19 protein-coding genes and 1 pseudogene are annotated in these 19500 nt (G+C 69.9%); 4 read left to right on the top strand and 16 right to left on the bottom strand.

The window, feature by feature from the left end:
• Nucleotides 1-72: 72 nt before the first annotated feature.
• On the bottom strand, nucleotides 73-2109 hold the full coding sequence (locus G4Z16_RS20005) for an aconitate hydratase (RefSeq protein WP_197352090.1): 2037 nt from the start codon (nucleotides 2107-2109) through the stop codon (nucleotides 73-75).
• 156 nt (nucleotides 2110-2265) lie between these two features.
• Here G4Z16_RS20005 and G4Z16_RS32620 point away from each other — a divergent pair.
• Nucleotides 2266-2526 (top strand): annotated as a pseudogene (locus tag G4Z16_RS32620) (DUF1062 domain-containing protein); the annotation flags it as partial.
• 73 nt (nucleotides 2527-2599) lie between these two features.
• On the opposite strand, the gene G4Z16_RS19995 reads toward G4Z16_RS32620, so the two are convergent.
• Genes G4Z16_RS19995 through G4Z16_RS19985 form a run of 3 tightly spaced genes read right to left on the bottom strand, consistent with a single transcriptional unit; the run spans nucleotide 2600 to nucleotide 4673 of the window.
• A complete protein-coding gene (locus G4Z16_RS19995) occupies nucleotides 2600-3238 on the bottom strand; it encodes a TetR/AcrR family transcriptional regulator (protein ID WP_197352089.1) in 639 nt (212 codons plus the stop codon).
• Nucleotides 3235-3915 (bottom strand): DUF4166 domain-containing protein, encoded by a 681-nt coding sequence (locus G4Z16_RS19990; protein WP_197352088.1) that lies wholly within the window; start codon nucleotides 3913-3915, stop codon nucleotides 3235-3237. Before G4Z16_RS19990 ends, G4Z16_RS19995 begins: the two co-directional genes overlap by 4 nt.
• Nucleotides 3912-4673, bottom strand: coding sequence for a hypothetical protein (locus G4Z16_RS19985; RefSeq protein WP_197352087.1), 762 nt, complete (start codon nucleotides 4671-4673; stop codon nucleotides 3912-3914). The genes G4Z16_RS19990 and G4Z16_RS19985 overlap by 4 nt, the downstream gene beginning before the upstream one ends.
• A gap of 243 nt (nucleotides 4674-4916) precedes the next feature.
• On the opposite strand from G4Z16_RS19985, the gene G4Z16_RS19980 reads away from it, so the two are divergent.
• Entirely contained in the window at nucleotides 4917-5330 is a 414-nt protein-coding gene (locus G4Z16_RS19980; protein ID WP_197352086.1) for a hypothetical protein, read from the top strand.
• A 65-nt stretch (nucleotides 5331-5395) separates the two neighbouring features.
• On the opposite strand, the gene G4Z16_RS19975 is transcribed toward G4Z16_RS19980, so the two are convergent.
• The gene (locus tag G4Z16_RS19975; RefSeq protein WP_246530958.1) at nucleotides 5396-6055 is read right to left on the bottom strand and encodes a TetR/AcrR family transcriptional regulator; all 660 of its coding nucleotides are present in this window, start codon (nucleotides 6053-6055) and stop codon (nucleotides 5396-5398) included.
• A 239-nt stretch (nucleotides 6056-6294) separates the two neighbouring features.
• On the opposite strand from G4Z16_RS19975, the gene G4Z16_RS19970 reads away from it, so the two are divergent.
• Both G4Z16_RS19970 and G4Z16_RS19965 read left to right on the top strand, forming a co-directional pair.
• Entirely contained in the window at nucleotides 6295-7500 is a 1206-nt protein-coding gene (locus tag G4Z16_RS19970) for a cytochrome P450 (RefSeq protein ID WP_197352084.1), read from the top strand.
• Nucleotides 7501-7536: 36 nt separating this feature from the next.
• Nucleotides 7537-7734 (top strand): ferredoxin, encoded by a 198-nt coding sequence (locus G4Z16_RS19965; protein ID WP_197352083.1) that lies wholly within the window; start codon nucleotides 7537-7539, stop codon nucleotides 7732-7734.
• Nucleotides 7735-7776: 42 nt separating this feature from the next.
• Here G4Z16_RS19965 and G4Z16_RS19960 read toward each other — a convergent pair whose 3' ends face one another.
• The 11 genes from G4Z16_RS19960 to G4Z16_RS19910 all read right to left on the bottom strand — a co-directional run bounded on the left by G4Z16_RS19960 (nucleotide 7777) and on the right by G4Z16_RS19910 (nucleotide 19422).
• Nucleotides 7777-8259 (bottom strand): PPOX class F420-dependent oxidoreductase, encoded by a 483-nt coding sequence (locus G4Z16_RS19960; protein WP_197352082.1) that lies wholly within the window; start codon nucleotides 8257-8259, stop codon nucleotides 7777-7779.
• Between the two features lie 113 nt (nucleotides 8260-8372).
• Nucleotides 8373-10550 (bottom strand): polyprenyl synthetase family protein, encoded by a 2178-nt coding sequence (locus G4Z16_RS19955; protein WP_197352081.1) that lies wholly within the window; start codon nucleotides 10548-10550, stop codon nucleotides 8373-8375.
• Between the two features lie 222 nt (nucleotides 10551-10772).
• Nucleotides 10773-12029 (bottom strand): cytochrome P450 family protein, encoded by a 1257-nt coding sequence (locus tag G4Z16_RS19950; protein WP_197352080.1) that lies wholly within the window; start codon nucleotides 12027-12029, stop codon nucleotides 10773-10775.
• Entirely contained in the window at nucleotides 12026-13303 is a 1278-nt protein-coding gene (locus G4Z16_RS19945) for a cytochrome P450 family protein (protein WP_425508095.1), read from the bottom strand. Before G4Z16_RS19945 ends, G4Z16_RS19950 begins: the two co-directional genes overlap by 4 nt.
• Nucleotides 13300-13908, bottom strand: coding sequence for a GTP-binding protein (locus G4Z16_RS19940; RefSeq protein ID WP_028436634.1), 609 nt, complete (start codon nucleotides 13906-13908; stop codon nucleotides 13300-13302). Before G4Z16_RS19940 ends, G4Z16_RS19945 begins: the two co-directional genes overlap by 4 nt.
• A complete protein-coding gene (locus G4Z16_RS19935; RefSeq protein WP_343070940.1) occupies nucleotides 13880-14203 on the bottom strand; it encodes a DUF742 domain-containing protein in 324 nt (107 codons plus the stop codon). The genes G4Z16_RS19940 and G4Z16_RS19935 overlap by 29 nt, the downstream gene beginning before the upstream one ends.
• Nucleotides 14204-14244: 41 nt before the next feature.
• A complete protein-coding gene (locus tag G4Z16_RS19930) occupies nucleotides 14245-14649 on the bottom strand; it encodes a roadblock/LC7 domain-containing protein (protein WP_037976732.1) in 405 nt (134 codons plus the stop codon).
• Complete coding sequence (locus G4Z16_RS19925) at nucleotides 14646-16172, bottom strand: ATP-binding protein (protein WP_197352078.1); 1527 nt, start codon at nucleotides 16170-16172, stop codon at nucleotides 14646-14648. The genes G4Z16_RS19930 and G4Z16_RS19925 overlap by 4 nt, the downstream gene beginning before the upstream one ends.
• 710 nt (nucleotides 16173-16882) lie before the next feature.
• On the bottom strand, nucleotides 16883-17725 hold the full coding sequence (locus tag G4Z16_RS19920; protein ID WP_197352077.1) for an ankyrin repeat domain-containing protein: 843 nt from the start codon (nucleotides 17723-17725) through the stop codon (nucleotides 16883-16885).
• 69 nt (nucleotides 17726-17794) lie between these two features.
• Nucleotides 17795-18793 (bottom strand): hypothetical protein, encoded by a 999-nt coding sequence (locus G4Z16_RS19915; protein WP_197352076.1) that lies wholly within the window; start codon nucleotides 18791-18793, stop codon nucleotides 17795-17797.
• A 182-nt stretch (nucleotides 18794-18975) separates the two neighbouring features.
• Nucleotides 18976-19422, bottom strand: a complete 447-nt coding sequence (locus G4Z16_RS19910) for a hypothetical protein (RefSeq protein WP_197352075.1) — start codon at nucleotides 19420-19422, stop codon at nucleotides 18976-18978.
• Nucleotides 19423-19500 lie beyond the last annotated feature (78 nt).

The following is a 19500-nucleotide window of genomic DNA, read 5'->3' as shown; positions in this document are numbered from 1 at the left end:
CGGCTTTCCTGAACGAGCGGAGCCGGGTGACCGGGCCGGACGAGGTTCCGGCGAGCCCCGTGAACGGGCCCGTTACCGGGACGTTTTCGCCGCGGCCAGGGCCGGGATGATGCCGCCGGCCCGTACGATCTCCCGCTGCCGGGCGGAGAGGCGGTGCCTCACCCCGTACTCCTCGTCGCGTGTGACGTTCCGCAGCCGCAGCGTGCCTCCCGCCGCGTCAGCCCCCTCGCCGAGGGCGTCGCGCAGGCCGTCGAGGCGGAGCACGTCGTCGCCGCGGATGCGTTCGGCGTCGCCGCCGTCCTCGAACTCCAGGGGCAGCACTCCGAAGTTGACGAGGTTCTGCCAGTGGATGCGCGCGAAGGACTTGGCGACGACGGCACGCAGCCCCAGGTAGCGCGGCGTGATCGCGGCATGCTCGCGTGAGGAGCCCTGGCCGTAGTTGTCGCCGCCGACGACGAAGTGCCCGTTGTTGCCCTCATCCCGGGACGACTCCGCCGCGCGCCGCGGATAGTCCGGGTCGATGCGGATGAACGTGAACTCGGCGAGCTTGGGGATGTTCGACCGGTACGGCAGGGCCCTGGCACCCGCAGGGGAGATCTCGTCCGTGGAGACGTCGTCCCCGGCCTTCAGCAGCACCGGGCCCTCCAGCGTGTCCGGCAGCGGGTCGAACTCGGGCAGCGCGGAGACGTTCGGGCCGCGCTCCAGCTCGACGGACGCGGCCTCCTCCACGGGGAGGGGCGCCTCCAGCATCTGCTTGTTCACGCTGGCCGACTCCGGCAGTGCGATGTGCGGCGCCTCCATCCCGGTATCGGCCGCCCAGTCGCGCGGGTCGGTGATGACGCCGGTCAGCGCGGAGGCGGTGGCGGTCTCCGGGGAGCACAACCACACGGAGTCCTCCTCCGTCCCGGAGCGGCCGGGGAAGTTGCGGGGGAACGTGCGCAGCGAATTGCGTCCCACCGCCGGTGCCTGGCCCATGCCGATGCAGCCGAGGCAGCCGCTCTGGTGCAGCCGGGCACCGGCGGTGATGAGGTCGAAGGTGCCGCCCGAGAGGGTGAGGTCCTGGAGGATCTCGCGCGACGTGGGGTTGATGTCGAGGCTCACCCCGGCAGCCGTGTTCCGCCCCGCGACCATGGCGGCTGACACCGCGAAGTCGCGCAGCCCGGGATTCGCGGAGGAACCGATCACCGACTGGTCGACGGGCCGGCCCGCCACCTCCCGCACGGGCACCACGTTGCCCGGCGAGGAAGGACGCGCGATGAGGGGTTCGAGTGAGGAGAGGTCGATCTCCTCGTCGAGGTCGTAGACGGCTCCGGGCTCCGCGGTGAGCGGTACGAAGTCCTCCTCGCGGCCCTCGGACCGCAGGAAGGCCCGTACGGCGTCGTCGGACGGGAAGACGCTGGCGGTGGCGCCCAGTTCCGCGCCCATGTTGGCGATCACGTGCCGGTCCATCGCGGTCAGCGAATCGAGGCCCGGGCCGTGGTATTCGAGGACGCGGTTGACGGCGCCCTTGACCCCGTGGCGGCGCAGCAGCTCCAGGATGACGTCCTTGGCGCTCACCCACGGCGGCAGCTCACCCGTCAGGCGCACACCCCAGATCCGGGGCATCCGCACGTAGAGGGGACGGCCGGCCATGGCCAGAGCCACCTCGAGGCCGCCGACACCGATGGCCAGCATGCCGAGCGAACCGGCCGCACACGTATGCGAGTCGGAACCCGCGAGGGTCTTGCCGGGAATGCCGAAGCGCTGCATGTGGGTGGGGTGCGAGACGCCGTTGCCGGGCTTGGAGTACCAGAGGCCGAAGCGCCGGGCGGCGGAGCGCAGGAACGCGTGGTCCTCGGCGTTGCGCTCGTCGGCCTGGAGGATGTTGTGGTCCACGTACTGGACGCTGACCTCCGTACGGACCCGGTCCAGGCCGAGCGATTCCAACTCCTGCATCACCAGCGTGCCGGTGGCGTCCTGGGTGAGGGTCTGGTCGATGCGCAGACCGATCTCCTCGCCGGGGCGCGCCTCGCCTTCGACCAGGTGGCCGTCGATGAGCCGCTGTGCAACGGTTCCCCGTGCAGAGCGACCCGTGACCGTCGTGACGGCCTCCTCGTCCGCGCTGGCCATGGCCGGGCTCCCTCCTGCCGCAGTGTGCTCCGGTGCTCGCCTCCGGGTACCCGGCGGGACGGTGTTGTACGTCCGGGGGTTCACTCTGTCCGGATCCGGCACCCGGATGCCCCTCCGGAACAAGCCCCGGAGACGCTGGAGGCGTGTGCGTCCGGGCGCCGTGATCGCACAGCTCTCGACCGGGACAACGCCTGGCTCCTCGACACCGGCGGATCGGATCACCTGGACCACAAGGTGATCGACGTCTCGGTCCGCTTCGCGGCGCGGAGCGGTGTCCGGCCGGTGCGGCAGATCGCCGAAGGCTGCGGCCTCTCGCGGGCCGAGGTCGGAACGCTCATCACGGAAGGGTAGGTCGTCGCGGCAGTCCGGCTCAGCGGCAAGCTCTCCGGCAAGCTCACCTTCACGCTCAAGCGCTGAGCCCTCCCCGGGACGAGGGCCAGGGGCCTGTCCGGCAAGATCCGCCGGATACGCCGGATACGCCGGATACGCCCTAAGGGCGACGGCCGCCGCTCCGGCGCAGCCGCGCCCGTACAGCCCGCTGAGCGACGGGGCCGAGTTCCTCCAGCACGCCGACCAGTCCGGACAGCTGCTCGAGCGCGTCCAGGGCGCGCTGCGCACCCTCCTCGTCGACGCCCTCGTAGAGCTCCAGTCCGACGAATCCGGCCGCGATCGCCCGGGCGAGACCGGGAGCGTCCACGAACTCGGCGATCGGCGATCCGGCGAGCACACGCGCCAGCACCTGTTCGACCTCGTCGATCCACAGCGCGAGCCCCGCGGACGTGGCGGGAGCGAGACGCGGCTGCGTCTGAGCACCCGACAGAAGCTGTGCGAGAACCGCGACATGGCCGCCGGCGCGCTCCTCGGAGTGCAACTCCCTTGCGAGGGTGACGAGTTCGGCCAGGCTCTCCACCCGCGCAAGACGTTCGCGGTACAGCGCGACCCGCTGCTCGGCGCCGAACCGGCAAGCGGCGGCGAGGAGTTCGTCGACGCTGCCGAAGTGGTAGAAGACCAGCGCCTGGTTGACTCCGGCCGCCGCGGCGACGGTACGGGCGGAGGTCTTGGCGTAACCCTGCTCGGTCACCGTCCGCAGCGCACCGGCAAGGAGCTTGGTACGGGTGTCGCCGCTCACGCCCTGGACTCCTCGCGCACCGGGCGCAGTCCGGCCGGCACGGGGCGTCCGGTGGCGTCGGAGAACTCGGCGGTGAAGAACCCCTCGTAGCCGAAGAGCGGCCCGAACTTCCGGTTCTCCACCCTCACTTGGACCCGGAACCGGCCCGTCGCGTCGTCGTACGACTCACGCACCACCGCGTCACCCCCTATCGCGTCCGGCACCCTGACATCGACCCGTCCCTCGCGGAAGCGGTGCTCGCCGGAGCGGATGACCAGGGCGCCGTCCGTGTCGGCCGACAGGTGCAGGTCGGTGGCGAGGTGCTGGTGCGTACCGAGGTAGTCGACGATGCAGCCCCGCTCCGGGCTGAAGACCATGGTGGCGTCGAAGCGGTGGGTGCGGCGGGGGAAGGTGAACGTCCGCACGAAAGTGACGGTCTCGCGGCCGAAGGAGTCCGTGTAGGGGAAGTTCTCGATGGTGAAGGGGACGTCCCGTCCGGCCCGCGGCACGAGGATGTTGCGGCTGCCGCCGAGGGCCAGGAACGGCCGGACGAAGCTGCGGCCGTGCCAGATCCGCGTCATCCGGCCGGATCCGACGCACGCCTCGCTACTGGCCAGGCCGACGGAGAAGCGCCGCCGGATGTGCGGATGGAGCTTGTCGAAGTCGGCGCCGAGCGCCCGCTGGAAGATCGAGGTCATGGCTGCTCCAGGGTTCCGAGAAGGGCGGGGACGGATTCGGCGCCCGCACGGTCCGCACCGTGTGCACGCCCGGGCGGACGGCGCAGGGCGCGGCGGGCGGCGGGGGTGACCGGCAGCGGGGTCACGAGCAGCGCGGCGGCGGCCACGACGGCCGGGACCACCGCCGCGAGGACGACACCACCCGGCGAACGGTCAGGGACGAGGGCAATGGCCGCGGCCACCGCCGCGAGCACCGCCGCCGCGCGGACGAGCAGCTCCGCGAGCGCATGCAGCAGCGAGCGCTCCGGGGAGATGCCGCGCTCGCACCACAGCCGGAGCCGGTCGAAGGACCAGGCCGTCGCCCAGCCCATGAGGGGCCGGAAGAGGAACCGGTCGGCGACCCGGCCGAACCGTCCCCAGCGCGGCCGGTAGTCGTATCCGGTGAGGAAGCGCAGCCCGTCGCCGTCGGGGACGTAGCGCCAGTAACCGCTGCCCTCCGCGATGAGGGACAGCGGATGCGCGGAGGAGAACCGGAGGGCCGAGACCCGGCTGCCGTCCGGGCGCTCGCGCTCGCCCGCCGAGACCCCGGTGCCGGCGATCGTGACCATCGGCAGCACCCGTGTCGCGTACCGGAAGCGCTGCGGCTCCCCCGGCGCGCACGGCAGGTATGTGATGTCGCCGAACCGCAGGTCCCAGCGCTTGTGTTCGTCCGGCTGCCGGCTGCGGTCCCAGACCGTACCGAGGCCGGCACGGATGCGCGTCTCGATGTAGAGCCGCACCGGAACCCCCTCCTCATGAATTTGAGCGCTCGCTCAAAATACACAGCACTTGAGCACCTGCTCAAGAGGGCGAGGTCACAGCGGAGATGGGCCGCGCGACGGGCGAACTCCTTTCGCATGGCGGACGGTGCGCTGATATATATGCCGCCCGGCCCACCCGGCCCACCCGGGCCGCGGCCGCCGTTGGACGGCGGTACCGGGGCATCGACGCGTAACGGCGTAACGGCAGTACGGAGCAAGGAGTTGGACCCGATCACCACGGCTCGGCGCGGGCGTGCGACGCCGTTCGCGATCCTCGTCGCCCTCACCGTCCTCGCTGCTGCCTGCACGACCGGCGCACTCGTACAGGCCGAGCGGCATCTCCTCGCGGCCTGCGAGGGAAGTCCCGTGCCGTGGAGCCACTTCGCCCTGGCCTACGCGGGGTTCGGGGCGGCGGCTCTGGCCGTGTTGCTCCATGTACTCGGTCGCCGTCGTGTGCGCGGTTCCGACGGAGCCCGGGTCGCGGCTCCGACCGGCCGTGCCGGTCGTGTCACCGCGGTGGCCTCGGGCGTCGTCCTGCTGGCCGGCGCCTTGGCTCTCTTCTCCGACCACCAACAGGCGTCCATGGCCAAGGAGGCGAACTCGGGGAACGTGCTCGTCGTCTGCACCAGCGGCTGAGCACCCAACGACGCCGGTCCCCCGGCGCGGCCGCGACTCGGCGCCCGGCCATGCTCGACCGCTCGTCAGCGCCGGAGGTTCCTCTTCTCCTGCTCGTCGAAGTCGCCCACGGACAGCGGGTCCCCGGGCAGGGACGTGTTGCCGGGGCGGGCGCGCAGGCCGTCGAGCATGAGCCCCATCGCACGCTCCGCGGCGACGCCGGCGGAGCCGTCGGGCGGGTCGGGAGTACGGCGCAGCAGGAGCGAGAGCAGGGCGGCGACGTCGCCGGTGCCGATGTCGCCGCGCAGCGTCCCCTCCTCCTGGGCCGCCTTCACCACCCGGTCGAGCACGCCGAGCAGTTCGTCGCGGAAGCGGCCCGTCCCGGGATCGTCCCGGATGGTGTCGCGGGCCAGTTGGGAGTGGACGGCGAGCTGGACACTCAGCTGAAGCTCCCGTGAGCTGCGCAGCATCCGTACGAGCGCCTCCCATGCCCCCGGTTCCTCGGCGACGGCGGCGCGGGACTCCTCCAGCACACGGGCGAAGGTGTCCCTGGCGACAGCGCGGATCAGCGTCTCCCGGTCGGGGAAGCGCCGGTAGAGCGTGGCGACGCCGACGGCCGCGCGGCGGGCGACGTCCTCCATCGGCACGTCGGGCCCGCGGACGGCGAACATCTCCTTGGCGGCGGCGAGGATCTTCCGGCGGTTGCGCAGCGCGTCGGCCCGCAGCGGGGTTCCGGACCCGCTCACGGCATCCGCGTCGGCACCGGTTCCGGCGCCCCTCGCGGAACCTGTCACGGAACCGGGCACGGAATCCGTCGCTGACCCGGAGCTGGAGCTGGAGCCGGCCGCCATGTCCCCGCCTTTCCAAGGAAGTTGGCTGATTCTTTCACCCCGCCATGTGGACGAAAATCATCCACTTAACTACCGTGAAACCGCGCGCCGCTGAAGATCCGCCACGTGAAAACCGCGTCCCTGATTGGGGTCCCATGACGAGCGATCAGCCCACGGTGACACTGCCCGTCCCCCGCACGTGCCCGTTCTCACCGCCCGCGGAGTACGAGCGGATGCGCGAGAACTCACCGGTCTCCCGCGTCGGCCTGCCCGGGGGCCGCACGGCGTGGGCGCTGACCCGGCACGAGGACGTACGGGCGATGCTCGCCGACCCGCGTTTCAGCGCGGACCGCACCCGTCCCGGCTTCCCCGTGCTCGCCGAGGGGCAGCAGCAACTCGCCGCACGGTTCAAGCTGTCGCTGATCTCGATGGACCCGCCGGAGCACGGGCCCGCCCGCCGGGCGGTGGTCGGCGAGTTCACCGTCAAGCGGATGGCGGCGCTTCGGCCGCGCATCCAGCAGATCGTGGACGAGCACGTCGACGCCCTGCTGGCGGGACCCCGTCCGGCCGACCTCGTCCGGTCGCTGTCGCTGCCGGTTCCCTCCCTGGTCATCTGCGAGTTGCTCGGGGTGCCGTACGCCGATCACGACTTCTTCCAGTCGCGGTCGGCACGGCTTCTGCGCCGCACCGAGCCGGTGGCCTCGCGCGAGCAGGCTCGCGACGAACTCCGCACGTACCTCGACGCGTTGGTCACGCAGAAGGAGAAGGACCCGAGCGACGACCTGCTCGGCAGGCAGGTACTCAAGCAGCGGGAGACGGGCAGGGGCGACCACGAGGACCTGGTGAGCCTCGCCGTGCTCCTTCTCATCGCGGGGCACGAGACGACGGCGAACATGATCTCGCTGGGCACGCTCGCCCTCCTGGAACACCCCGGTGAGCGGAGCAGGCTCGGCGAGGACCCCGACGCGATGCCGGAAGCCGTCGAGGAACTGCTGCGCTACTTCAGCATCGTTGACGCCGTGACCTCCCGGGTGGCGACCGAGGACGTCGAGATCGGCGGGGTCCTCATCCGGGCCGGCGAGGGAGTCGTCGGGCTCGGCAACTCCGCGAACCACGACCCCGGCGTCTTCTCCCGTCCCGGCGAACTCGACATCGGGCGCGGTGACAGGCACCACGTGGCCTTCGGGTTCGGCGCTCACCAGTGCCTCGGCCAGAACCTGGCGCGGATGGAGCTGGAGATGGTCTTCGAGACCTTGTTCCGGCGCGTTCCGGGACTGCGCCTCGCCGCACCCGTCGACGAACTGCCCTTCAAGGACGACAGCAACATCTACGGCCTCTACGAACTCCCGGTCACCTGGTAGCGCTTGCCCGAAGCGGCACAAGGACAAGGAGAAGCGATGCGCATCGTCGCGGACACCACGCGTTGCGTCGGCGCCGGCCAGTGCGTGCTCAGCGAGCCCTCGGTGTTCGACCAGGACGAGGAGGACGGCACCGTCCTCGTCCTGGTCGAAAGGCCCGCCGAGGGCGGGCTGGACGGGGTGCGGGAGGCGGTCGGAACCTGTCCCAGCCAGGCGCTCTCCCTCACCGAGGACTGACCCGCCGCCGAGGACCGGCGGACTCACCCAAGAGCGACCGATTCACGGAGGACCGGGGCAGGAACGGCCGCCGGAAGGGCCGGCCGGGGCGGGCGGCCGTGCCCCGTCACCCGCCTGGCCGCTGTCCTTGGCCGAGCCCCACCCGTGCCACCGGTCGATCTCGATCCAGGCACTGACCCTGCCCCGGTCCCGTTGCGGATACTGCTTGCCGAGGTAGCGGTGCGCGAGCCGGTCGATGTCGGCCAGACCCTCGTCGTCGCGGAATTCCGCGACGCGGCCGATGAGGCTCACATGCGTGTACCAGTTGCCCTCGTCGAGCACGGTGAGGGTGACGCGGGGGTCGTTGCGCATGTGCTCCAGCCGCTTGCGGGCCTCGTCCATGTTGACCAGGACCCGGCCCTTCTCCCACAGGTACCAGGTCGCCGTGGACACCGGCTGGCCGTCGGATCGCAGAGTCGTGATGACGGCCGGGTTGGCCTTCTCCAGCACTGCCACTGCGTCGTCGGGAAGCGGTGGTTTCGACATGGGGCGAACTCCTCGGCTCTCTCGCTTGCTGCTGCGGTTCCGTATGACGCCAGGCCGCGTACCCGGAGGCCCCCGTCTCAGGCCCCTTTCTCAGGCACCGGCATGGCGGCCGTTCACAGCAGCACGACGGCGGTGCCGAGGACGAAGGTGTACCACCACTCCACGAACCGCTGCGTGCGGTGGTCCTGTGCGGGTGTGCGCAACAGCAGTACGCGGGCGGCCAGCAGGAGGCTCAAGCCGGCCAGTGCTGCGTCGATGGCAGCCGTCCACCAATGGAAACCGGCGGGTGCCACCATCACGAAGTGCGTGACGGGAAGCAGCGCCACGAAGCTCACAGCGAAGTAGATGCGGCAAGGAAGGTCGCCGAGGACGATCGGCATGGTGCGCCGGTCCAGCGTCCGGTCGCCTTCCACGTCCCGCAGGTCCTGGACGCCGATGATCAGGAACGTCATGGCGGCCATCGTGAATATCCAGTGCCACGCGGCGGTGGTGATGGGCGTGACCATCTCCCAGGCGGAGGCGAGCTGGGAGACGACGCCGAGCGCGATCAGGAGGTTCTTGGCGAACCAGTGCCGGTGCCCTCCCCACGCGTAGTGGAGCATGAACAGCAGCTGCCACAGCAGGGCCCACTCCACCACGCCCAGGAGAAGACCGACGGCGGGGAAGAGAACGTGGACGGCGGCCAGGCGGCGCTTCGCCCCGCGCATGGTGCTGTCGCCGGTGACCAGAGGACGGAAGGGCTTGTTGAGCCGGTCCTCCTCCACACCGGTGATCTGGTTGATGAGGCTCGATCCGTAGATGAAGAGCCAGAAGTAGAGCACGGCCCCCGCGACGGTGAGGGCGGCAGCGTACGCCCCGAGCCCCGCGCTCCTCACCGCGGCGACGACGAAGCAGGAGGCCGGCACGACGGTCGACCACAGGTCGTTGCTGTTGAAGCGGTAGCTGATGAAGATCTCGCGCCACACGTGGCCGGGGAGCCGGCGCAGGGCGGTGACGGCCCCCTTCTTCTCGCCGACCGGTGTCTCTCGGGGCGCCTCCGGCACTGGCCCGTCCCCCGCCGGCTTCTCCTTCGCCGGCACCCCGGCTCTTGCCTCCCCCGTCCTCGTGCTCGCGGACGCGTGCGCGACCGTCACGGGTCTGGCCCGGCTGGTGTACTGGTCGGCCAGCTCGGCGAGGCGGTGACGGTGCGGGCTGGGCGGCAGCACTTTGAGCGCCCTGCGGCAGCGGTCCAGATGCGAATCGGCGGCCTGCTGCGCGGCCCTCAACGCCCCCGTCTTGTCCAGGAGCCGATGCAGCCGGTCCTGCCGAAGCTCCTCGTCCGTGCCTCCGTCGAGGAGTTCGGCCAGGAGCGCGCGGTCGGCGTCGCTGCCGTGACGGTGGGCGAGCAGGTGCGGCAGTACGGGGCGTCCGTTGCGCAGATCGCTGGTGCGCGACTTGCCCGCCACACCGTCGTCCCCTCCCGTACCGCGGGGCAGCGGAGCGTACGGCAGCAGGTCGTCCTGTATCTGGAAGGCGATCCCGAGCGCCTCCCCGAACTCAGTGAGCGCGGCGGTCTGTTCGGCCGTCGCCCCTGCGAGTACGGCACCGGTGCGGCATGCCGCGCGCAGCAGGGCAGCCGTCTTCAGCCGCGCCACTTCCATGTACGTGTCGATGTCGTCGTGGAGGGTGCCGCTGAGGTCCAGCTCCATCGTGGCCCCTCGGGTGATCTCCAGTCCGGCTTCGGCGATGACGGCCGTCGCCTCTGTGATCAGACGGTCTGGGACACCGCGCCTGCGGCACTCTCCGAGGGTCTCGAAGACGGCGAAGAAGAGGGCGTCGGCACCGACGATGGCCCGGTCGGCGCCGAAGCGGCGGTGGATCGCCGCGCGCCCTCGGCGCAGCTCGTCCCCGTCGATGATGTCGTCGTGTATGAGGCTGCCTGCGTGCATCAGCTCGAACCCCGTTGCCACGGGCTCGACTTGCTCCGTGCTGCCGCCCACGGCCGCCGCGGACTCCAGCAGGAGCACGGGGCGGAGCAGCTTGCCGGGCGGCAGCAGGGCCCAACGGTGCTGCTCGGCCAGCGGGTCCCCGTAGCGTAAATCCAGCCAGTCCTCGAGGTGTTGCCGCGCGGCCTTGCGGGTCTCGGTCTCCGTCTCCTCGCGGGGGCGGGTCCGGGTCCGGGTCGCGGCCCGGGTTCCGGGACCTGTCCCGGTCCTGGCTATGCGGGGCGGTCCGGAGCGTGCCGCGGGGCCCTGACCCGGCAGACCTCCGGAGGATGCCTCCGGCTTCGGGTACTCCTGTCCGTCGAGCATGGTCGTCGCGCCTTCCGTGAAGAACCTCGGTGGTGCTTCGGGCAGCTGCTGCGTGCGGACGTGCGTGTTCGGTCCGTACGTGGGGCAGATGCGCGACGTGCCCCTGCTCCCCCTCCCCGTACGGTCCGGGCCGGCTGGAGCGGCCCCACAGTCGCCCCCGGGCGGACGGCCCGAGGGAGGGACGGCGTGGCTGGTCCCCCGCCGTCCCTGCTACCGGCGCGGCTACCCGGCGGGCCTGCCGAGCCGTACGGGCAGCGTCGTGACGCTGTTGGAGAACATCGACGGCACCGGCTCGAGGGTGCCGGGCACGGCTCCGAGGATCATGTCCGGGTAGCGCGCGAAGAGTTCACGCAGCGCGATGGTGGCCTCCAGCCGGGCGAGCGGTGCACCCAGACACGCGTGCACGCCATGACCGAACGAGAGGTGCCGTGCCTGTTCGCGGCTGATGTCGAAAGAGTCCGCGTCCGGGCCGTGCTGCTGCGGGTCCCTGCCGACCGCGCTGTAAGGGGCCATGATCGGGTCGCCCGCCGGGATGGTGACGCCCGCGACCTCGATGTCCTCCGTCGCGTAACGGAAGGGGAAGTTGCCGATGGGCGCCTCCCACCGCAGCGTCTCCTCGACGACCGCGGGCCACATGTCCTCCTCGCCCCTGGTGAGGGCGAGTTGGTCCGGGTGCGTGAGCAGGGCCCGTACGGCGTTGACGATGAGGCTGAGCGTGGTCTCGTGGCCCGCCGAGAGCATCACGAGGAGCGTGCCGACGAGTTCCTCCTGCGTCAGCGCGTCCGGCTCGGCCTCCCGTGCGGAGATCAGGGCGCTGGTGAGGTCGTCCCCCCGCTCCTTGCCCCGCAGTTCGACGACGCGGGCCAGCAGCTGGTAGACGGCGATCTGGTTCGCGCCGACCACCTCGGGGGACAGGTCGGAACGGAAGATCTTGTCCACGGCCTCGCGCAGCTCCGGCCGTTCGTGGTCCGGGATGCCGAAGAGGTCGCTGATGACCTGCATGGGCACCGGGTAGGCGAAGTGCTTGCGCAGGTCGACGGTGCCGTCGGGGTCCGCGTGCGACGGCAGCGCCTGCAGCAGGTTCTCGACGATCTCGGAGGTCGTGGGCCGCAGTTCCTCCACGCGGCGTGCCGTGAAGGTCTGGCTCACGAGCTTGCGCAGCCGGCGGTGCTCGGCACCGTCGGCGGTGACCATGTTGGTGACCTTGACCATGCCGATCAGCGGCCAGTCGTCGGGGATCTCGCCGCGCTGCATGGCGCCCCAGTTGTGCCAGTCCTTGGAGATGCGCGGGTCCATCACCAGCTCGTTGAGCAGCTGGTGGCGTGTGACGCTCCACGCCTCCACATCACCCGGCAGCCTGACGCGCACCACCGGTCCCAGCCCGCGGAGTCTCGCGGCCTCTCCCATGTGGTCGCGGCCGTGGGGGTCCAGTTCCAGGACGGGTACGCCTGATGTGGGTGATGCCTGGTCGGCCGTCATACGGTCTCTCCAATGGGACGAGCGGCGGATGCGGGCGGGGTGCGGATCTCGTGGGGAACGGCGAACGCGACGGGCAGTTGTGTCGGGCAGCGTGTCCAGGGCGAGGGGTTCCAGGTGATCTCGCCGGGCGTCACGGTCAGCCGCAGTCCGGGCAGCAGGTGCAGCGCGGTGTCCACGGCCGTACGGGTGATCACGCGTGAGGTGTCCTGCGCCGGGCACATGTGCGGTCCGGCCGAATAGGCCATGTGCGCACGGTTGTTGGGCGGACGCTGCCCGCCCGGCGCGAGTGCCGGGTCCGAATTCGCGGCGGAGAGCCCGAGGATGAGCACGTCGCCGTGGCGGATGGACTGGCCGCCCAGTTCGATGTCGCGCAGCGCGTAGCGCGCGGGCATGTGCGTCATCGGCGGTTCGCGCCACAGCACCTCGTCGAGCGCGTCGTCCACGCCGAGCTGGCCGCTTCGCAGACGGTCGTCGAACGAGGTGTCCGTGATCATCCGGTAGAGGGTGTGCGCGATCCAGCAGGTCGTGGTCTCGTTCCCGGCGGAGATCATCACCACCATGGACTGGAGAACCTCGGGGTCGTCCTGAAGGTTCGGGTGGTTCATCAGGGCGGTCGTCAGATCCTCGGTGGGGTTCTGCTGCCGCTCCCGCAGGGTGTCGAACAGGATCTGCTCGAAGCTTCGGTTGCCGACCTGCGAGTCCGTCTGGCTGCTGAACAGCGCGATCAGCGCGGCACGCAGCTCGTGGCCCTGGCGTGTGTCCAGGCCGAAGAGGCTCGCGACGGCCAGCATCGGGACGTACGCGGCGTAGTCGGCGACGAGGTCGGCCCTGCCGAACTGGGCGAAGGTGTTGATGAGTTCCTTGCAGATGCGCTGCACCTGGCGGCGCAGCGCGCGGTGGTTGATGCGTCCGACTCCGTCGTCCAGGGGCTGGCGCAGACGCCGGTGCTCCTGCTGGTCGGCGCCGATGACGTTGGGCCGGTAGGCCATCATCGGCAGCAGTCCCGAGTCGGGCGAGACGATGCCGTCGTTGAGGTCCCGCCAGTTGCGCGCGTCACGCGAGAAGAGCGCCTCGCGCTCGGTGATGATGCGCAGCTGCTCCAGACCCATCACGAGCCACCCGGGCACTCCCGGCTCCAGCAGAACGGGCGCCACCGGGCCGTACTGCAGCCGGAGTTGGTGGTAGATGCGGTGCGGGTCTCTGGACTGGGTGATGTCCGTGAGCGAGACGAGCGTCTCGGAGTCGAAAGGACGCGTCGGTGCCGGTGTGGTCACGCAACCTTCTCCTGAGCTTTGATGCGGGCGGCGTACTCGACGAGGCTGATCAGCGCCTGCGTCGAGGAATGGCGGTTACGGGCGTCGATGTGGACGAGCGGGGTCTCCGGAAGCAGGTCGAGGGCCTCGCGCAGATCCGCCTCGTCGTAGCGCACCGAGTCCGGGAACTGGTTGATGGCGACGGCGAACGGGAGGCTGCGCACGTCGAGTTGGTCGAGGATCTCGAAGCTGTCCTCGATCCTTCTCGTGTCGATGACGACGAGCAGGCCGATCGATCCGATGACCAGCCCCTCCCACAGGTCCCAGAAGCGACGCTGGCCCGGCGTGCCGAAGAGGTACAGCACCATCCGGGAGTTGAGCGTGATGCGCCCGAAATCCATGGCCACGGTCGTGGCGGTCTTCCCCGACAGTCCGGAGAGGTCGTCCACGCCCGTGCTGGCCTGGGTGATGGTCTCCTCGGTGCGCAGCGGATCGATCTCGCTGACGCTCCCCACGAGCGTCGTCTTGCCGACCCCGAAGGAGCCGACGACGAGGATCTTCAGCGCCTGGTCGACTGTCGGTGCCAGATAGCGCCTCTCAGGCGCTGAGTTGTCTGCGGAGTCCATCCAGTACCTCTTGGAGTATGTGCACGTCGGGAAGCTGCGCCTTTGGGACCTGCGAACGTGTGGTCAGGTAGCCGGCATCGATCAGGTCGCAGGCGAGGATCGTGACGACGCTGACCGACAGGCCCAGGTGCGCTGCGGACTCCGCCACGGAGAGTCTGTGGCGGCACATCCGCCACAGCATCCGTTCCTGCCTGCTGGCAGTCACCGGGAGTTCGGTGCCCTCGGGGTCGACGGTCTCCAACAGAGTCTCGATTGCGAGCCGTTGACGAGGCCGAGCCCGCCCTCCGGTCAGCACGTAGGGGCGCACGGGTCCCCTTTTCGGTCCTCTCGGTCGGGTCACGTGACTGAGCGCCTCCTCGGCGGGCTGCCCTGGTGGTCGCCGAACCGCTGCACCTGGAGCACCATCTGGGAGGCGATCACTCCGGGATCGACCTTGTTGCTGGTGATCACCGCGAGGCGGGACCCGTCCCCTGCTCCGCGCAGGAAGAGGAAGCCGCCTTTCCACTCGACCATGTGCTGCTTCAGCCCGCCTTCGCCGAAGCGGCCCGCCAGGCTGACGCCCAGCGACTGCAGTCCGGCCGCCGCCGCGGCAAGCGTGTCGGCCTCGTCGATGCCCAGATCGTTCGTACGGGCGCGGACCAGCCCGTCGGCGCTGAGGACCACGGCGTGCTGCACACCGGGGACATCAGCTACGTCACTGAGCATCCAGGACTGGTCGTGAGCGGCTGCTTCGTGACTCATCGGTCGTCGTCCCCCTGGGGTGAATCGGTTTCATCATCGGTCGAGGCCCGGCCCCCCAGCACGAAGGAGCTCATGAAGGAAGCGGCGGCTTCCGGGTCCTCATCGCTGCCGACGCTGTGCTGTTCTGCTTCGACGGGACCGGCCGTCTGTGTGTGACGGGGCGAGCGTCGCCGCGGCAGCCCCACGGCAGGGGGTTCCGAACCGGACGAGGGTTCGGTGCTCTCCGACCGTCCCCTGGCGAACGCGGAAGCGGTCCGCTGCGGGTCGAACGTGGAAGTGGACCGCTCCGTGGCGAACGCGGAAGTGGACCGCTCCGGGTCGAACGCGGAAGCAGGCTCGGGAGCCGGGGCCGGCGTGCTAGCCGGGGCGGTCTCCTGCGGACGGGTGCGCACCGGGAGGGGGTTCTCCCGCCGCTCAGCACGTTCGGCGGGCTCTGCCTTGTGTTCTTCGGCCTCGGGGCCGGCGGCACCTTCGGGGACGGGCATCGTGTACACCGGGTCGATTGCTTCGAGGAGGTCCATGGGCACGAGTACGACGGCGCGGATGCCTCCGTACGGCGAACGTCCCAGGCTCACCCTGAGCTTCAGCCGGCGTGCGATGTTGCCGACCACGGCCAGGCCGACCTGCGGGGTCTGCAGGTCGCGGATGCTGACGTCGCGCGGGCCGGCGACGAGTTCGAGGGCCTTCTGGAGCCGGGCCTCCGTCATACCCGTACCGCGGTCGTCGATCTGGATGACCGCTCCCGAGGGAACTGCCTCCAGCTGTGCGGTGACCTCCTTGCTGCTGGGGCTGTAGGTCGTCGCGTTCCCGAGGATCTCCGCGACGAGGTGGATGAGCCATTCGGCCGCGAAGTCCTTGACGCCCAGGTCGGGTTCGCCGCCGATCACCACGCGCTGGTAGTCGGTGATCTGACCGCCGGCGGCGCGGACGATGTCCGTGAGGGGAACCGTCTCCTGCCACTGCTGGCCCGTCCACGAACCGCCGAGGATGCGCAGGCTCTGCGCGTGGTGGGCGAACGTCGTCGCCAAGTGGTCGATCTCGATGCCGAGTTCGGGCAGTCCGGGCTCGGGCCGGTCGATGAGGGCGCCGGCCTTCTCCTGGATCTGCAGACCGCCCGTCTGGAGCCGCTGGGCGAGGAAGACGATCGCGTGCTCACAGGCGTCCTGGACGTCGATGAGCTCCTCGTCCACCTCTTCGAGCGCGCCGTTGAGCAGCTTCGCCGTCTGGGGGCTCAGGTTGGGGAGGGGGGAGTCGGGCTTGCGCCGCTCCGTGAGCACGATGTGCAGGTCGCGGCACCACTGCTCAAGGGACTCGTGGAAGGCCTCGAACTGCGACTGCGACCAGGTCTGCCACTGTTCCGTCAGGCGCGCCCTCTCCGAGCTGACCTGGCGGTCGGCGGCGCGCTGTGCCTGCTCGGCCTGCTCCGCGCAGCGATCGGCATGGCGTATGTCCTCGCGGTGCATCCGCCACAGGTGCGGCAGGCACGCCAGCAGTCCGACGACCGCGACCGAACCGCTCGCCATTACCGCGGGGGACCGCGTCCACCAGCTGACCATCTGCGCGATGACCGCGACAGCCGCAAGTAAAAGCGCGGCGGGCCACACCGTCTGGCGTCTGAACCCTGTCCGGTCTGTTAAAGATTCGGTACTCAATAGGTTGACCGCAACTTTCACATATCGAGGAGAAGTGGAGCCGGTTGACGCGGCGTCAGTGTAGATGCCGTCACCCTGAGTGGGAAGCTCAGGCAGAAGGAAGTTGAGAGCCCGCCCCGAGTGATACGGCAACACTCGGCGGCGCCCATTCCTCGCGCCTGCGACCTGGGGATTCCCTGCTCACGGGCAGCGCCCGATTCCGTTGATCAATCAAACAGCGGTGTGGTCACGGCAGTCGGCACGGCACATGTTCCGGACCCGTACTTCTGCCTCCGCATTCCGCTCGCCGCTGGTGAGCGGAACACACGGGTGACTCCGGGCAAAGGCTGGGCGACGCCCGTCGTCGGAGAATCCGTTCCGCAATGCCCACCTGAATCGCCGAGCAAAAGCGAACAATGCTCGCCAGCGAAGACATGCGAGTGCATCAGCAAGAAAACAAGAAAAACAAGAGGAAGGAGAGAAACAACGGAAAAACGACGGGAACGGCATCTACTCGGGTCGGATCGGTGCAACAGGCGTGCATCGCCCCTACGAGACGCGGAGGCCGTCCCGGACCGTCCACCGGAAGAGTCGTCGAACGGTCAGACCCAGTCGCGGACTTGAACCCACTGGTGCGGCGGGCCCGTCACCGCGGCAGCGTCCCGAGGCCTCACACCCGTCATGGCGCACGCGTACCCGAGTTCGCCCGCTGAATCCGGCAGACCGTGGAGAAATCTGAGCAGCAGCCGCTCCGGGGCGTCCCCGGGGCTCGGGGGCAGACCGACCAGCGAGTCGTCCTCGTACTGCCCGTCCCGCGAGAAACCGCCCTGCGAACCGCTCTTGGCGTTGAAGTGGACCCCGTACGCGACGGCTCCGCCGGCAGACAGGCGCCGCAGGGTGTGCGGGTCCGTGACCTCGAAGCCGAGGGGCTGAGCCAGGGCGCATCCCCCGTCAACGGGTGTGACGCCGACGTACGAGGGGCCCGGGTCGTACTCGTCGTCCGGGGCGTCACATGGCTCCGCCCCGAGCCGGCGGACGGCCTCCCCTGCGTCACGGCCTCCGACGAACGTCACCCCCGCCCCCTCCTCGATCGCACCCTCGAACACCGCGGCGAGCCGCGCGGCCTCGGCGGCCGTGGCCAGCTCCTCAGCGGTCAACAGGGCGTCGCCCGGCGGTGGTTGCACGAGGGAGGACAGCAGCGGTGTCGCAAGGGCGAGCCGCCCCGGCGACCAGCCGTGCAGCACCTCGCGCCACGGGTCGGCGCCCGCGGCGAGCAGCACTTCCACGACGTCGGCACGGCCCCAGCACACCGCGGCCCACAGGGCGGTGCGGCCCTCGGCGTCCAGGGCGTCGACGTCGTCCGCGCGAGCGGCCAGCTCGGCGACGGCCTCCGCCGACCCCGTCTCGGCCGCCTCGTGCAGCGGGCGCCCACGCGCTTCACCCATCCCGGCGGCCTCCCGAACGACAGCGTCCCTACTCGGCATGACCGTAGGCGCGGCCACTGACAGCGGGCGTCAGCGCCTGCCGACGATGCGCTTCTTCCGCCGGCCGTGCGCCTCCGGCTCATGGCGCCGCTGGTCGGCCCCTGGCCGGGTCTTGGCCGCTTCGGGCGGAGTCAGTTCGTCCAGGAACGACCTGCCCGTCCTGTCGACGGCGCGAGTGACGGGCTCCTGCAGGATCCCGAAGGCCGCAGCCCAAGCGATGATCTGCGCGCTCGCGTCGAGGCTGGTGAGGCCCGGGAAGAAGGCGCCGCTCACGAGAAGGATTCCCAGCACCGCGGTCATGGCTCCGACGGGGAGACGCAACAGGAGCAAGAGGATGGATACGTGGTACGGCGAGGAGTTCCCGCGCATTGTCTTCAGTGAGGCGGCACCCGCGAGGGCAGCCGCGAACATTCCCATGAATTCGATCAGGAACACGTCGCTGCCGGCGGCCCGGTGCCGGCCGATGGGACAGATGCGGGGCACGATTCTGCGCTGGTCCGGAAAGCAGAAAAGATTTGCCACATTGGGGTCGACCACCGCCCAGATGCCGAAGCCGACGGCAATCAAGGACATGACCGTGATGGAGCAGATCAGGATGTGCGTGAAGCTTCTGAGCCGTATCCGCTCCCTCTCCTCGACCTTGTTCGCCGCGTGCAGCGTCTCGGCCGCTATCCCCTCCGTTCCTGCAGGAAGCCGGCGCCGCCCCTCTTCCGTCGTACCCCACTCCTTCTCGAGGAGTCGTCGCTGGGGATCGTCAGGAGACAGGTGCTCACGGGCATGCGTGAGAATCCGCGGAACCCGGCTTCTCAGGTCCTCACCCTGGAGCAACCTGGTCAGCTCCACCTCGGCTTCGCGGATATTGGTCATGGCCGCGATGACATCGGTGCTGGTATGCCTGTGCAGCAGCTTGTTGAGATATCCCTTGTGCTCGACCTGCTCGCGAGCCGCTTCGAGATGCAGATTCGCCTTGCCCTCGACCTTCTGGTCTGTCTCCGACAATTCGCCGAGAGCATCGATCTGCGATTGCACGTAGGCAATGTGCGCCCCGATCGTTGCGCAGAGCGCGGACCCCGTGCATCCGGCGACATCCTTGTCCGGCTTCCGGCCCTCCCCCTTTCCCGGATTCTCCTGAGCCATAAGGAATCCTCCACGGTGGTGGCCGAGGCTGGATCCAGTAGAACCCCGCTGTTCGGGGCCCGCAAACGGGCCCCTCAGTGTGCCTTCCCGCCGTCCCGTTCCGGCCGGTGCCAGAAGGCGGCGAGGAGGCGGTCGCGGTCCTGGGCGACGAGGAAGAGGCACAGCAGCGTGTACGCGAGGGAGAAGTACTTGACCATTGGGTAGCCGTACGCGAAGTCCATCACCGTGATGTTCAGCGAGACCGCGAAGAGCGCCAGCGCGCCGAGAGTGGCGGTGCGGCGTGAGAGCAGCAGCAGCGCGGGGACGAGTTCGTACAGGCCGGTGAAGCGCCCGTAGACCGGGGAGTAGCCGTAGAAGGCCCACACGACGCTGGTGCCGTCCTGGGTCCGGTTGGAGATCACCCAGTCCCCGTAGTCGTACTGGCCGCCGAGCAGCTTGATCGTCCCGTACCCGGCGAAGACGGCGAACAGCAGCAGTCTGACGGCGGTGATCAGGCGGGGTGGCACGCTTCGGGTTCGCAAGTTCACGGCGTCCTTCCGGGTTTCGCGCGGTCCGCTGTCGCCGCGGACCGCGCCGGTCCGTCCGTTGTCGCCGTCAGT

Origin of the sequence: Streptomyces bathyalis, assembly GCF_015910445.1 — a bacterium.
In the GTDB taxonomy this organism is placed as follows: Bacteria; Actinomycetota; Actinomycetes; order Streptomycetales; family Streptomycetaceae; genus Streptomyces; species Streptomyces bathyalis.
Note: the sequence above shows the minus strand (reverse complement) of the source record. Positions and strands in the feature narration are given on the sequence as shown.